Raw genomic sequence first — 13,593 nt, 5'->3', positions numbered from 1 at the left:
GACGCTGCTCTGGTAGGTGCCAACCTTGGTTGGCACACGGGGAAAAACGGCGCCAACCAAGGTTGGCGTCTACAGGGTACGGAACCGCATCCCCACCCGCGCGCCACCCATCGGCGCGCTGCCGATCTCCAGCGCAGCAGCATGCCGCTGCGCGATCTCGGCCACGATGGCCAGGCCCAGGCCACAGCCATCGCCCTGGCTGCCGGCGCGGTAGAAGCGTTCCGTGACGCGGCCACGCTCGGCCGCGTCGATGCCGGCGCCATCATCATCTACCCAGACCTGCACGCCGTCCGCATCGCATTGCACGCTCAGGGTGATCATTCCGCGCACGGCGCCATAGCGGAGCGCGTTGTCCAGCAGATTGCCCAGCGCCTCTCGCAGCAGCGGTGCATCGCCCCGCACCGGCACGCCTTCGTCCGGTCCTTCGTAGCCCAGGTCCACGCCGGCAGCCAACGCGCGGTCGGCGTAACGCTCCACCACGGTGCGCGCCAGCGTGGCCACGTCCAGTACCTGCAACGGCAACGAAGCGCCCTGTGCATCCTCCGAACGGCTGAGCAGCAACAGCTGGTTGACCAGGTGCTGCAGCCTCGACAACCCGGCCAGCGTTCCGGACAGCGCCAGCTGTTGCGCCTGTGGATCCTGCTGCCGCAGCGAACTCTCCAGCTCCACCTGCATGGCCGCCAACGGCGTGCGCAGCTGGTGTGCGGCATTGCTGACGAAGCGCCGCTGCGCCGCCTGCATTGCATCCAGCCGCTGCAGCAGTGCGTTGTAGGCCTCCACCGCGGGCCACAGCTCGCGCGGTGCCTCCTGCTGCGGGTCCAGAGGCGCAAGCGGGTCCGGTCGCGGGCTCGCCAGTCGCCGCGCCACCTGGTTGGCATGGCGCGCCGCCGCGCCGGTGCCCGACCAGGCCAGCCACGCCGCCAGCGCGAGGATAGCGGCCTGGAACGGCACGCTGGTCATCAGCAGCTTGCGCTCCAGCCGGTGCCGCTTGCGCAGTGTCTCGGCCACCCGCAGGCGCACCTGGTGTCCACCCGTGGTCGGCACCAGCACCTCCACCATGCGCACCGCTTGCCCGCGCAGCCGCGCATCGTAGTAGACCGCGTCTTCATCGGCGGTCTGTGCGGGCCGCGGCAGTGCCTCGGCCAGATCGCCATACAGCCGCGCGCCGCTGGCATCGACCACTTCGCCATGTACTTCATCCACCGTGTCCCAGGTGAACATGCGTGACATGGCCGGCGTCACGTCCATCACCGCGCGACCATCCTGCTCCTTCACCAGCTCGGACAGGGACATCGCCGAGTCCAGCAGCCAGCGGTCATAGACCTGGCCGGCAAAGTAGCGCGCCAGTGCGAACGAGCCCACCGCACTGCACAGCAGCAGCACCAGCAGCGGCAGCCAGAGGCGGCGCAGCAGCAACCCGCGCAGGCTCGCCACACGCTCAACCATCGATGGCCTCCAGCCGGTAGCCGAGGCCACGCAGCATGCGGATGCCCACATCCGCGCCGGCCTGTTCGAACTTGCGGCGCAGGCGGCTGACGTGCACTTCGATCACGGAGAGGTTGGCCTCGTGGTCCCAGCTGTACAGCGCGTCGAACAGGCGCTGCTTGGTCACCGTACGTCCGGGCTGCTGCATCAGCGCATCGACCAGGGCCAGCTCGCGTGCGGTCAGCTCGATGCGCTGGCCGTCCACCTGCACCTCCTGGCGGATGCTGTCCAGGCACAGGCGGCCCAGCCGCTTCTGTGCAGGCGCATCGCTGCGGCGTCGCGCCAACGCGCGCAGGCGCGCTTCCAGTTCGCCCAGCGCGAAGGGCTTGGCGAGGTAATCATCGCCACCCCGGTCCAGGCCGAGGATGCGGTCCTCCACGCCATCGCGCGCGGTGAGGATCAGCACCGGCAGGCTGATGGACTGGTCGCGCAGGCGCGACAGCAGGTCGAGGCCGTCGACATCGGGCAGCGACAGGTCCAGCACCATCACGTCATACGGTGCAGCAGCGAGTGCCGCGGGCGCCAGCAGGCCCTGCGCCAGGTGGTCACACAGATGGCCGGCGCCCTGCAGGGCACGCACCAGGCCGTCGGCCAGGGCCGCGTCGTCTTCGATCAACAGGATTCGCATTGCAAGCTTCGCGCAAGGTTCGGGAAAGTTTGGCGCAAGTGCGCCACCTTACCGTGGCGCGCATGAATTTCCTCCCTCGTTCGGCGGCCCTGCTGGCCGCACTGGCGTGTGCACCTGCGGCGTGGGCGATCAGCCTGCAGGACGCGCAACGTGCCATGGATGCGCACAACCCTGACCTGCGCGCGGCGGCGCTGGAACTGCGCGGTGCGCAGGGTGACGCGCTGACCGCTGCATTGCGGCCTGCACCGGAACTGTCGCTGGGCACCAGCAAGATCAGCCCGAAGCACGGCGTCGGCAGCGGCCGCTGGCAGGACAAGCGCGTCGACAGCACGGTCGGCCTGGGCTTCACCTGGGAACGCGGCGGCAAACGAACGCTGCGCATGCGCCAGGCCGATGCGCTGGTGGAGGCGGCCGGGCTGGAACAGCTGGACATGCGCCGCCGGCAGCAGGTGGCCCTGCACGAAGCCTATTTCGGGCTGAAGGCCGCCCAGGATGTACGGGACATCGCCGAGGCCAACCGCCGCAGTTCGGCCGAGCAGATGGCCGCTGCGGAGCGGCAGGTCGCCAGCGGTGCGATGGCACCGGTGGATCGTGCCCGCCTTGCCGTGGATGACCTCGCAGTGGCCGATGCGGCCCGCGACGCGGCGCTGGACCTGCGCGATGCGCAGCACACGCTGGCCCTGCTGCTGGGCAGGGAGGAGAGCGCCTCTCTCAGTGCGGACGACGCGTGGCCCGACGCCAGCAGGGAGCCGGCTGGCAGCGCCGCCGATCCGCAGCAGCGCGTGGACCTGCGCGCCGCACGTTCGCGCTTGGCCGCGGCCGATGCGGGCGTGGCACTGGCACGCAGCGAGCGCCGCCGCGACATCCAGTGGGGCGTGGAGGCGGAGCGCGAGCCGACCGACATCAACGGCGTGACCTGGGGTGTGTCGGTAACGATTCCCTTGGGGGCACCGTCGCGCGCGCAGGGCGGTATCCAGCGTGCCGAGGCCGACCGCGATGCCGCCGCACTGGAACTGCATGCGCTGCAGCGCCAGACCTGGGCCGAGCTGGACCAGCTGCAGGCCGGCGCAGAAGCCGCCGCGCAGCGCCGCCGGGACTACGAGGGGCTGCAGGCCGACAGTGCACGCAAGGCCGTGCAGGGCATCGAACTGGCCTATCGCCGCGGCGCCGCCAGCCTGACCGACCTGTTGGATGCGCGCCGCAGCTGGCGCGAGTTCGAGGCCGCGCTGATCCAGGCGCGCGCCGACCATGCCATTGCACTGGCGCGCTGGAGCGCCGCCACGTCCGTTGCCGAAGGAGAGACCCTGTGAACCCGCATGCCGCCACTCAACCGCGTGCGCGCCGCGCACTGCTGCCTGCGCTGCTCGCGCTGGCCCTGCTGTCCGGCTGCGGGCGTGAACCGGCCACCTATGCCGATGGCGCGCCGATGGTCAGTGCCGGGCAGATCCAGTTCCCGGCCGACAGCCGCCAGCTGGATGTACTGCGCAGCGAGGCGGTGAGCGAGGGCGCCAGTGCATCGCTGCAGCTGCCGGGCCGCGTGGTCTGGGACGAAACCCGCTCCACTGCGCTGCGCGCGCCGTTGCCGGGCCAGGTCTCGCGCATCGAGGCGCAGCCGGGGCAGAAAGTCAAGGCCGGGCAGGTCATCGCCTGGATCACCTCGCCGGAATTCGGCCAGGCGCAGGCGGAAGGCGTGCGCGGGCGCGCCGAGCTGCAGCAGGCCCGCCGCGAACTGGAGCGCACTCGCGAACTGCATGCCGCCGGCGTGGCCTCGGGCCGCGAACTGGACGAGGCCGAAGCACATTTCGCCGGCAGCCAGGCCGACCATGCACGCGCCGCTGCGTTCGCCACCGCCTATGGCAATGGCAATGGCAACCGCGTGGACCAGCGCCTGCCGCTGCGCGCGCCCATCGACGGCGTGCTGGTGGAACGGCGGATGAGCCCGGGTATGAACGTGGGCCCCGATGGCGAGCAGCCGCTGGCAGTGATCGGTGATCCCGACCGCCTGTGGCTGTTGCTGGACATTCCCGAGAGCCTGGCCGGGCGCCTGCAGCCGGGCATGGCGGTACGCGTGCCGGCTGCCGATGGCAGCACGCTGCAGACGAACCTGCAGCATGTTGATGACTTCGTCGACAGCGAGCGCCGCGTGGTGCAGGCGCGTGCCGAACTGGACAACCACGGCCGCAGCTTCAAGGCGGGCCAGTACGTGCGCGCCCAGGTGGCGCTGCCGGCGCAGGGCGGCGTTTCGTTGCCGGATGCTGCCGTACTGCTGATCGATGGCAAGCAGGTGGTGTTCGTGGACGAAGGCAAGGGCCACTACGCGCGTCGCGCCGTGCAGGCCGAGGAGCTGGGTGACGGGCGCCTGTGGGTGCGCGAAGGGCTGGCGGCCGGCAGCCGCGTGGTGGTCGAGGGCGGCCTGCTGCTGCAGCAGCTGGTGGACAACGCGCCGGCTCCGGCGACGGCTCCTTCCGCAACCGCCGCTCCCGCCGTGGGGCATGCCGCACCATGATCGATCGCCTGATTGCTTACTGCCTGCGCCAGCCGCTGATGGTGATGCTGGCGCTGCTGCTGTTCATCGGCGCCGGCATCGCCGCGTTCCGCGTGCTGCCGGTGGAAGCCTTCCCCGATGTGTCCGACACCCAGGTGACCGTGGTCTCGCTGCACCCGGGCCGCGCCGCGGAGGAGGTCGAGCGCGAAGTCACCATGCCGCTGGAAGTGGCACTGTCGGGCATTCCGCACTCGGTGCGGGTGTTCTCACACACCCAGTTTGGCCTGTCGATGATCATCCTGACCTTCGACGACAAGGCTGATGACTATTTCGCGCGCCAGCAGGTGATGGAACGCCTGCAGGGCGTGGACCTGCCCGAGGGCGTGACGCCCGAGCTGGAGGCGATGAGTTCGGCGGTGGGCGAGATCTACCGCTACGTGCTGAAGGCCCCGCACATGAGCCCCACCGAGCTGCGCACCGTGCAGGAGTGGGTGATGGAACGTGGCCTGCGCACCGTGCCTGGCGTGGCCGACGTGATCAGTTTCGGCGGCTATGCGCGTACGTTCCAGGTCAAGCCGGACCTGGACAAGCTGCGTGATCGCGGCATCAGCCTCGGCGAGTTCTCAGAAGCGCTGGAGAAGGGCAGCTCCAATGCCGGTGGTGGCTATGTGGAGCGTGGCCAGCAGCAGTTCCTGATCCGTGGCGTCGGCCTGATGCGTTTGCCGGCCGACATCGGCAGCGTGGTGGTCGCGCAGAAGGGCGGTACGCCGGTGCTGGTGCGCGATCTGGCCAGCATCGCCGATACCGGTCTGCCGCGGCAGGGCCTGGTCGGTCAGGATGACAACGATGATGCGGTGTTCGGCATGGTGCTGATGCGCAAGGGCGAGAATCCGTCCGATGTGCTCGACGCCCTGCATGCGCGCGTGGCCGAGATCGAAGCCAACCAGCTGCCGGCAGGCGTCAGCATCGAGCCGTTCTACGACCGCTCCTGGCTGGTCTCAACCACGCTGAAGACGGTGTTCCGCAACCTGCTGGAAGGTGCGGTGCTGGTGTTCCTGGTGCTGTGGCTGTTCCTCTACAACGCCCGCGCCGCGCTGATCGTGGCGGCGATGATGCCGCTGGCCCTGCTGTCGACGTTCCTCGGCCTGCACCTGTGGGGCGTGCCGGCCAACCTGCTGTCGCTGGGGGCGATGGATTTCGGCATCATCATCGACGGTGCCGTGATCGTCACCGAGCACATCGTCTCGCGCTTGTCGGCGCTGCCGCCCACGGCAGACCGCAAGACACGGTTCTCCACCGTGCTTTCCGCAGCCTCGGAAGTCGGGCGGCCGACCTTCTTCTCGATGCTGATCATCATCGCCGCACATATTCCGATCTTCACCCTGCAGCGGCAGGAAGGCCGGATGTTCGCGCCGATGGCCTATTCGGTGACCTCGGCCCTGATCGGCGCGCTGATCCTGGCGCTGACCGTGGTGCCGCTGTTCTGCTACTGGTGGCTGCGACGCGACCGCATGCGCGGTGAGAACCCGCTGATGGACCGCCTGACCGGCTGGTACCAGCCGGTGCTGGAGCGTGCGTTGGCCCGCCCGCGGGCGGTGGTGTTGACCGCCGTCGCGCTGCTGGTCGGTACGCTGGCGCTGGGCACGCGCTTGGGTTCGGAGTTCCTGCCGGAGCTGGATGAGGGCTCGATCTGGCTGACCGCCACGCTCGACCCCAGCACCAGCCTCGCCGAGGCGCAGCAGCAGTCGCGGCGCATCCGCGAACTGGTGAACACCTACCCGCAGGTCTCCACGGTGGTGGCCAAGCTGGGCCGTCCCGAGGACGGCTCCGATGCCAAGGGCGCGAACCAGATCGAGGCGCTGGTGGCGTTGAAGCGGGAGAAGGAATGGCCGAAGGGCGTGGACAAGCGGCAGCTGATCGCCGATCTGCAGCGCACTTTGGAGCAGAGGATTCCGGGACCGGAGTTCTCGATCTCGCAGCCGGTGCGCGACAACATCCTGGAGAGCATCTCGCAGATCAAGGGCCAGGTCGTAATCAAGGTCAGCGGTGCCGACCTGGATGTACTGAACCGGGAAGCCCAGGCCATCCTCGGCCAGGTGCGCGGCGTGGACGGCGTGGAGAGCGCCTTCATCGACCGCGATGGTTCGCTGCCGCAGTTGCAGGTGCAGATCGATCGTGACCGCGCGGCGCGCTACGGCCTGAACGTGCGCGACATCGACGAGGTGATCGAAACGGCGCTGGGCGGCCGCGAAGTGGGCGAGCTGTGGGAGGGCGACCGCAAGTTCCCGATCACCCTGCGCCTGGACGATGCCGACCGTGACCTGCAGCGCCTGCGCATGGTGCCGGTGGGCATCGGCGACGGGCATACCGTGACCCTGTCCGACGTGGCCGATTTCCAGATGGCCAGCGGTGCGATCAACATCTCGCGCGAGAACGCGCAGCGGGTGAAGGCGGTGAGCATCTTCATCGCCGGCCGTGACATGGGCAGCGTGGTGGCCGACATGCGTGCGCGGGTGGATGCCAGCGTGAAGCTGCCCGAGGGCTACCGCCTGGAGTGGTCGGGTGAGTTCGAGAACCAGCAGCGTGCGATGAAGCGGCTGGGCTGGGTGATCCCGCTGTCGGTGCTGATCATCTTCGTGCTGCTGTTCGATGCGTTCAAGGACATCAGCAGTGCAGCGCTGATCCTGGCCAACGTGCCGCTGGCGATGATTGGCGGCATCCTCGCCCTGTGGTTGACCGGCATTCCGTTGTCGGTGTCGGCGGCGATCGGCTTCATCGCGTTGTTCGGGCAGGCGGTATTGAACGGCGTAGTCATGCTCAGCCGGTTTGCCCAGCTGCGCGAGCAGGGCATGGACCTGCTGCAGTCGGTGGTGCAGGGCTCGCTGCAGCGCCTGCGCACCGTGCTGATGACGGCGTTGCTGGCGATGTTCGGGTTGCTGCCGATGGCCACCTCGCACGCGATTGGCGCCGAGACGCAGAAGCCGCTGGCGGTGGTGGTGATCGGCGGCCTGCTGTCGGCGATGCTGCTGACCCTGTTGGTGCTGCCGACGCTGTATTACTGGCTGCACAGCCGCCGCGCCGCGAACCGGTAGGTGCCAACCTTGGTTGGCACTCGCCACATCCGCCGGGCATGGCCCGGCGCTACCGGTGGGCGGCCATCACCCCACCACCAAGGTCTGCGCTTCCAGGAATGCTTCCATGCCCCACGCGCCGCTCTCGCGGCCAATGCCTGACTGCTTCATGCCGCCGAACGGGGCCAGCGGCTCGTGCCGCAGCGTGTTCACCAGCACGCGGCCGGACTGGATCTGCCGCGCCACCGCCGTCGCATGGGCTTCATCCGCGCCGATCACCAGCGCACTCAAGCCATACGGCGTGTCATTGGCGATCGCCACCGCCTCGGCTTCATCGCGGTAGGCGATCACGCACAGCACCGGCCCGAAGATCTCCTCACGGGCAATCGTCATGTCGTTGCGCACGCCGGTGAACAGGGTGGGGCGCACGTACCAGCCGCGCGACAGGCCCTCGGGGCGACCTTCGCCACCGGCCAGCAGCTGCGCGCCTTCCTCGAGGCCGGCGCGGATATAGCCCTGTACGCGCTGCCACTGCCGTTCGCTGACCATCGGCCCGACCGTGGTCGCGGCATCATTCGGGTCGCCGCTGCGCACGGCCTGTACCGCCGCCGCCAAGGCACGCTCGAACTCCGCCCGGCGTGATTCCGGTACCAGGATGCGGGTGCCGGCGACGCAGGCCTGGCCACTGTTGATGAAGCCGGCCTGCACGGCCAGCGCCGCCGCCGTCTGCGCATCGGCATCGGCGAGGATCAGTGTGGGCGACTTGCCGCCCAGTTCCAGGGTGACACGCTTGAAGGTCTCCGCCCCCGCGCGCAGGATCGCGCGGCCGGTGGCGGTCGAGCCGGTAAAGGACATCTTGGCGACATCCGGCGAGGCACTGAGCGCCGCGCCGACCTCCTGGCCCAGACCGTTGACGATGTTGGCCACGCCGGCCGGCAGCTGCGCCGCATGCAGGGCCTCCATCACCACCTGGGTCTGCAGCGCGGACATCTCGCTGGGCTTGACCACCGCCGTGCAGCCGGCAGCCAGGGCGGTGGCCAGCTTGCCGCAGATGAAGGAGGCATTGCTGTTCCAGGGCGTGACCAGACCGGCCACGCCCACCGGCAGCAGATGCACCTGCGCCTGACCGACGCTGCGCTGGAACGGGAAGTCGGCCAGTACGCACATCGCATCGTCGATGACCTGCACCGGGTGTTCGACCATCCAGCGCGAACGCGCCGCGGGCGCACCGTACTCGGCCAGTACCGCGGCATGCAGGGCATCCTGGCGCTCGGCCATCGCATCGCGGAAGCGGCCGAGCATCGCCAGGCGCTCAGCCACGCTGCGGGCGGCCTGTGCGGGGAGGGCGGCCTTGGCAGCGGCGATCGCGCGTTCGGCGTCCACGGCGTCACCGAGGCGGACTGTGCCGATGACCTCCTCGGTGGCGGGGTTGTGCAGGTCGGCGGTGTGCTGGCCGTGCGAGGCCACAAAGGTGCCGTTGATGTAGTGCTGTTCGATGCGTTGCATGAGCGGTTCCTTTCGGAGCGGAGATGTGTGGGCAAAGTCTGGCCCGGCTCGACCGTGCAGGGAATCCGGTCTATCGTGGATGGGGTGTCCCTTTTTTCGGGACTATTGGAGGCATGCCGTGCACCGTTCCGGTTTGGTTGGACTCGATGCGGTCCTCGCCGTGGCCCGGCGTGGCAGCTTCCGTGCGGCCGCTCGCGAGCTGGGTATGTCGACCTCGGCGCTGAGCCATGCGGTGGCCAGCCTGGAGGCGCGACTGCAGGCGCGGCTGTTCCACCGCACCACACGCAGCGTGGCCCTGACCGAGGCCGGCGCCCGCTACGTCGCGCGGATCGGCCCTGCCGTGGCCGAGATCCAGGCCGCGGCGGAGGAGCTGCATGGTGATGCACTGCACCCCAGTGGCACGCTGCGCATCAGCGTGCCGCCGGAAAGCACGCGCATGCTGTCCGGGCTGGTGGCGGCCTTCGTGCAGCGCTACCCGCAGGTGCGGCTGGAGCTGTCCGCCGAGGCGCGCCTGGTGGACATCGTTGCCGATGGTTTCGATGCCGGCGTGCGCCTGCATGAGCAGCTGCCGCAGGACATGGTGGCGCTGCCGCTGTACCGGCAGCAGCGGATGCGCGTGGTCGGCTCGCCGGCCTATCTGGCCGAGCACGGCACGCCGGCCACGCCCGATGCGCTGGGCGGGCACGGGGCGATCCGCATGCGACTCTCGCACGGTGGCCTGTACCGCTGGGAACTGGAACACCGCGGCCAGGTGCTGCAGGTCGATCCGCCGCCGCGGCTGGTGGTGGGCGAACTGCAGGCGGCGCGCGCGGCAGCGCTGGCCGGTGTCGGCCTGGCGTTCCTGTCCGAATGGCATATCCGCGAAGACCTGGACAGCGGCGCCCTGGTGCCGGTGCTCGATGCCTGGTGCCCGCCGTTCCCGGGGCTGTATCTGTATTTCCCGGGCCACCGCCATCTGCCGCCTGCGTTGAAGGCGTTCGCCGACCTGCTGCGCGAACGCGACGCGCAGGGGTTGGCCCCCGACGCCGGGTAGATGCCAACGTTGGTTGTCACTTTGCCCAGATCTGGTAGATGCCAACCTTGGTTGGCAGGTTAGGAACGTCCACCAAGGTGGACGACTACCGGGACCCGCGGCCCCACAGACTTGGCGCACACCCCATCACCCGCCGGAACGCGGCGCTGAACTTGCTGGGATTGGCATAGCCCGCTGCAAGCGCCACCTCGGTCACCGCGCGGCCCTGCAGCAGCACGCTGGCAGCCCAGTGCATGCGTCGCCGGGTGAGGAACACATACGGTGATTGGCCGGTGGCCGCGCGCAGGGCGCGGCCGAAGGCCGAGGCCTCCATTCCCACGGCCGCCGCCAATGCCGCAACATCCAATGCATTGGCGCGGTGGGCATCGATGTAGTCCTCCAGCTGCCGCAGCCGGCGCGCCGGCAACGGCGCTGACGCCAGCGGCGGGGCTGGCGCCCGTCCTGCCAGCTGGCCGAGCCGGTGCAGCAGCACCGCGCTGCCGTGCTGCAGGAAGCCGGGCAGGCAGGCGTCGGCCTGGGCGCTCGCCCACAGCGCCTGCAGGACCGACGCGATCACCGGGTCCTCGTGCAGCCGGGTGGCCAGCGGCGCCAGCAACTGCGCGGCCTGCGGATGCAGGCGGGTATCAATGGCGATGCCCAGCAGGTCCACCGCCGGGCTGGCGTAGCAGCCGGCATCACCGGGCAGCACCAGGGTGAACTGGCCCGGCCGCCAGCATGCCTGCAGCCGGCCCAGCGCCGTGCGCTGATGCAGCGCGCCGCCACCGGCCAGCGCCAGGCCCAGCCGCAGTTGATCGGGGTGGCCCATCTCACCCTCGCTGGCCTCAAAGCAGTGTCGCAGCAGCACGATGCCGCCATCGTCGCTGGCATGGGTGCCAAGCGCGGGTTGGCCGGTTTCGTGCTGCAGCTGGGTGGCAAGGGCGGGCATGACGGTTCCGGGAATGGAGCGGCGGCGCACGGAATGGAGTGGCGGCTACCGGCAGGTGTTACATCATAACAATGTGTGCCAGCCGTCCTGCCAGGCACCTGTCCGTCCCCCGAGAGGTCTCCCTTGAAATCCCCCGTATCGTCCGCTGCGCTGGTCGCGGCGTCCCTGCTCGTTCCCGTCCTGCCCGTGCATGCCCAGCAGAAGGATGCCGCCACCACACTGGACGGTGTGATGGTCACCGGCTCCAAGCGGGATACGCCCTACCTGAAGAGCGATCTGTCGGTCACCGTGCTTGACCGCGAAGCGCTGCAGCAGGCCGGCGTCACCGAGTTCCGTGACCTGGACAAGCTGGCACCCAACGTCAAGTTCAACGTGATGGGTCAGCTCAGCAACATGTTCATCTCCATCCGCGGCATCGAGTCCAACCCCTTCCTGGTCAACCGCGCTTCGGTCTACATCGATGGCATCCCGTTCCGCGAACTCAGTAACGCCGTGCTCAACCAGGTCGAATCGGTCGAGGTGCTGCGCGGCCCGCAGGGAACGCTGTACGGCGCCAACAGTGAATCGGGCCTGGTGCTGGTGCGCACGCGCGGCCCGTCCGATGCCACCGAAGGCGAAGTGAACCTGCGCCACACCTGGTTCGGCAACGGCGGCGGCACCGCGCTGGATGGCTTCCTGTCCGGCCCCCTGGACAAGGGCGGCGCGCTGACCGGCTCGGTCGCCTTCATGGGTTCGCAGGAGGATGCCTACCTGAAGAACCTGACGCCGTCCGGTGCGCGCGGCAAGGTGGACGAAGGCTACCTGCAGGGCAAGCTGCGCTGGCGCCCCAGCGACTACGTGCAGGTCAACGCGCTGGCCTACCACCTGCGCACGCGCGCGCCGGGCATGTTCGAGTACGAGTACCTGCCGCTGGATACCGGCCTGTACAACCGCACCTACGGCAGCACGCTCAACGGCGGTCGCCAGGCCGGCGACTTCACCTACATCAACGACGCGCCCAAGCGCACCGAGAAGGATGAAACCGTCGCAGGCCTGAGCGCGCAATGGCAGCTGCAGGTGGGCACGCTGGATGTGGCCACCTCTTACCGTGGCGAGGAGGTGATGTCGGCCGGTTACGATTTCGACATGACCGCCAGCGCTGCACTGGCCGGCCGCATCTACGACAAGAAGAACGAATGGACGGGCGAGGCGCGCTTCAGCTCACCCAGCGACCAGGCGCTGACCTGGATGGCAGGCGTGGCGACCTACCGCACCGGCAAGGATTCCATCCTCGGTACGTTCGTCGGGCCGGCCACGCGCGGCCTGGACAGCTACAACCTTGCGCCGCGGCAGACCTCCAAGGGCGAGGACTACAGCGTGTTCGCCACCGCCAGCTACACCTTGCCGGCGCTGCCGAAGCTGACCGCCAGCGTCGGTCTGCGCCACGAGCAGGCGCGACGTTCCACCGAGCAGCGCGCCGGTGCGCTGGACCTCGGCGCCGGTGGCCTGGTGCTGTACCGCGACGCCGCGCTGGCGCACACGTTCTCGGCCACGCTGCCGCGCGTGTCGCTGCGCTACGACGCCAGCGATGACCTGTCCTTCTACGCGGCCTCGGCCAAGGGCTACATTCCGGGTGGCTTCAACCTCGCGGCCGCGCAGAGTGATGTGGTCAATGACAAGGTGCTGCGTTACGAGTCCGAGCGCATGTGGAGCCACGAACTGGGCTTCAAAATGAACCTGGCCGGCGGTCGTGGACACATCGGCGGCGCGCTGTTCCACATCACCTCGGACAACTGGCAGGAGATCCAGGTCGCCACCGATGCCGATGGCCGGCCGATCTCTTCGGACTACGTGGGGTCGGATGCCTCGATCCGCTCGCGCGGTGCCGAGCTGGAAGGTGTTTTCGACGTGCTGCCGGGGCTGAGCCTGATGGCCAACGTCGGCTACGTTGATGCGAAGTACATCAAACTGTGGGTCAGCGCGGAGCAGAACCTTGCGGGCAAGCGGGTCAAGTTGACCCCGCATTACACCGGCTACCTGGCCGCGCGCTACCAGTTCGATTCGGGACTGTACGCGCGGGTGGAATCGCAGTTCACCGGTTCCAGTGCGCTGGACGAGCGCAACCGTGCGTTCCAGCCCACGGTAGCGGTGCTGGGGTTGCAGGTGGGATATGAGACGGGGCCGTGGAGCACCCGGCTGTTCGTGCAGAACCTGACCGACAAGCGGCGCATCAACGGTTTGATCTTCGACAATCTGGCCTTTGGTCGTGATGGCAACTACTACGGCCCGGTGGACCATCCGCGCATGTTTGGTGCCGAGGTGGGTTACCGGTTCTGAGTGCTTTGCCGGCCAGCGGCCCGGCCGTCCGGGGGGGGCGCGGGGGCCGGGCAGCGGGTGTGGCGGGCCCGGGGCCGGCGTACCCCCGTTCCCCCGGGGGGGGCCAGGCCCCCGGGGGGGGGGGTGGGGGGGGGGGCGCCCACC

At 69.1% G+C, this 13,593-nt stretch carries 9 protein-coding genes; 5 read left to right on the top strand and 4 right to left on the bottom strand.

Features of this window, described 5'->3' with window-relative positions:
* Positions 1-69: 69 nt before the first annotated feature.
* Together ACVOK1_RS01420 and ACVOK1_RS01415 are read right to left on the bottom strand one after the other, a co-directional pair.
* Positions 70-1,446, bottom strand: a complete 1,377-nt coding sequence (locus ACVOK1_RS01420; protein ID WP_481560840.1) for a sensor histidine kinase — start codon at positions 1,444-1,446, stop codon at positions 70-72.
* Complete coding sequence (locus ACVOK1_RS01415) at positions 1,439-2,113, bottom strand: response regulator (protein ID WP_481560839.1); 675 nt, start codon at positions 2,111-2,113, stop codon at positions 1,439-1,441. The genes ACVOK1_RS01420 and ACVOK1_RS01415 overlap by 8 nt, the downstream gene beginning before the upstream one ends.
* A 62-nt stretch (positions 2,114-2,175) precedes the next feature.
* Here ACVOK1_RS01415 and ACVOK1_RS01410 point away from each other — a divergent pair, with 62 nt between their 5' ends.
* Genes ACVOK1_RS01410 through ACVOK1_RS01400 form a run of 3 tightly spaced genes read left to right on the top strand, consistent with a single transcriptional unit; the run spans position 2,176 to position 7,690 of the window.
* Positions 2,176-3,423, top strand: a complete 1,248-nt coding sequence (locus ACVOK1_RS01410; protein WP_481560838.1) for a TolC family protein — start codon at positions 2,176-2,178, stop codon at positions 3,421-3,423.
* Positions 3,420-4,619 (top strand): efflux RND transporter periplasmic adaptor subunit, encoded by a 1,200-nt coding sequence (locus ACVOK1_RS01405; protein WP_481560837.1) that lies wholly within the window; start codon positions 3,420-3,422, stop codon positions 4,617-4,619. The genes ACVOK1_RS01410 and ACVOK1_RS01405 overlap by 4 nt, the downstream gene beginning before the upstream one ends.
* Entirely contained in the window at positions 4,616-7,690 is a 3,075-nt protein-coding gene (locus ACVOK1_RS01400) for an efflux RND transporter permease subunit (RefSeq protein ID WP_481560836.1), read from the top strand. The genes ACVOK1_RS01405 and ACVOK1_RS01400 overlap by 4 nt, the downstream gene beginning before the upstream one ends.
* A gap of 66 nt (positions 7,691-7,756) precedes the next feature.
* Here the strand turns inward: ACVOK1_RS01400 and ACVOK1_RS01395 are convergent, their stop codons facing one another.
* Entirely contained in the window at positions 7,757-9,175 is a 1,419-nt protein-coding gene (locus ACVOK1_RS01395) for an aldehyde dehydrogenase family protein (protein WP_481560835.1), read from the bottom strand.
* Between the two features lie 118 nt (positions 9,176-9,293).
* Here ACVOK1_RS01395 and ACVOK1_RS01390 point away from each other — a divergent pair, with 118 nt between their 5' ends.
* On the top strand, positions 9,294-10,208 hold the full coding sequence (locus ACVOK1_RS01390; protein WP_481560834.1) for a LysR family transcriptional regulator: 915 nt from the start codon (positions 9,294-9,296) through the stop codon (positions 10,206-10,208).
* Between the two features lie 85 nt (positions 10,209-10,293).
* Here the strand turns inward: ACVOK1_RS01390 and ACVOK1_RS01385 are convergent, their stop codons facing one another.
* The gene (locus tag ACVOK1_RS01385) at positions 10,294-11,133 is read right to left on the bottom strand and encodes a helix-turn-helix transcriptional regulator (protein WP_481560833.1); all 840 of its coding nucleotides are present in this window, start codon (positions 11,131-11,133) and stop codon (positions 10,294-10,296) included.
* Positions 11,134-11,256: 123 nt separating this feature from the next.
* On the opposite strand from ACVOK1_RS01385, the gene ACVOK1_RS01380 reads away from it, so the two are divergent.
* The gene (locus ACVOK1_RS01380; protein ID WP_481560832.1) at positions 11,257-13,449 is read left to right on the top strand and encodes a TonB-dependent receptor; all 2,193 of its coding nucleotides are present in this window, start codon (positions 11,257-11,259) and stop codon (positions 13,447-13,449) included.
* The last annotated feature ends 144 nt before the right edge of the window (positions 13,450-13,593 follow it).

This window comes from Stenotrophomonas sp. STEN087, assembly GCF_056759115.1.
The sequence above is the reverse complement of the archived record's forward strand: the minus strand, read 5'-3'. Positions and strand labels throughout refer to the sequence as shown.

Excerpts from the sequence above, each read along its gene's own strand:
- ACVOK1_RS01420 (WP_481560840.1), bottom strand. The coding sequence starts at position 1,446 with ATGGTTGAGCGTGTGGCGAGCCTGCGCGGGTTGCTGCTGCGCCGCCTC.
- ACVOK1_RS01415 (WP_481560839.1), bottom strand. The coding sequence starts at position 2,113 with ATGCGAATCCTGTTGATCGAAGACGACGCGGCCCTGGCCGACGGCCTG.
- ACVOK1_RS01410 (WP_481560838.1), top strand. The coding sequence starts at position 2,176 with ATGAATTTCCTCCCTCGTTCGGCGGCCCTGCTGGCCGCACTGGCGTGT.
- ACVOK1_RS01400 (WP_481560836.1), top strand. The coding sequence starts at position 4,616 with ATGATCGATCGCCTGATTGCTTACTGCCTGCGCCAGCCGCTGATGGTG.
- ACVOK1_RS01395 (WP_481560835.1), bottom strand. The coding sequence starts at position 9,175 with ATGCAACGCATCGAACAGCACTACATCAACGGCACCTTTGTGGCCTCG.
- ACVOK1_RS01385 (WP_481560833.1), bottom strand. The coding sequence starts at position 11,133 with ATGCCCGCCCTTGCCACCCAGCTGCAGCACGAAACCGGCCAACCCGCG.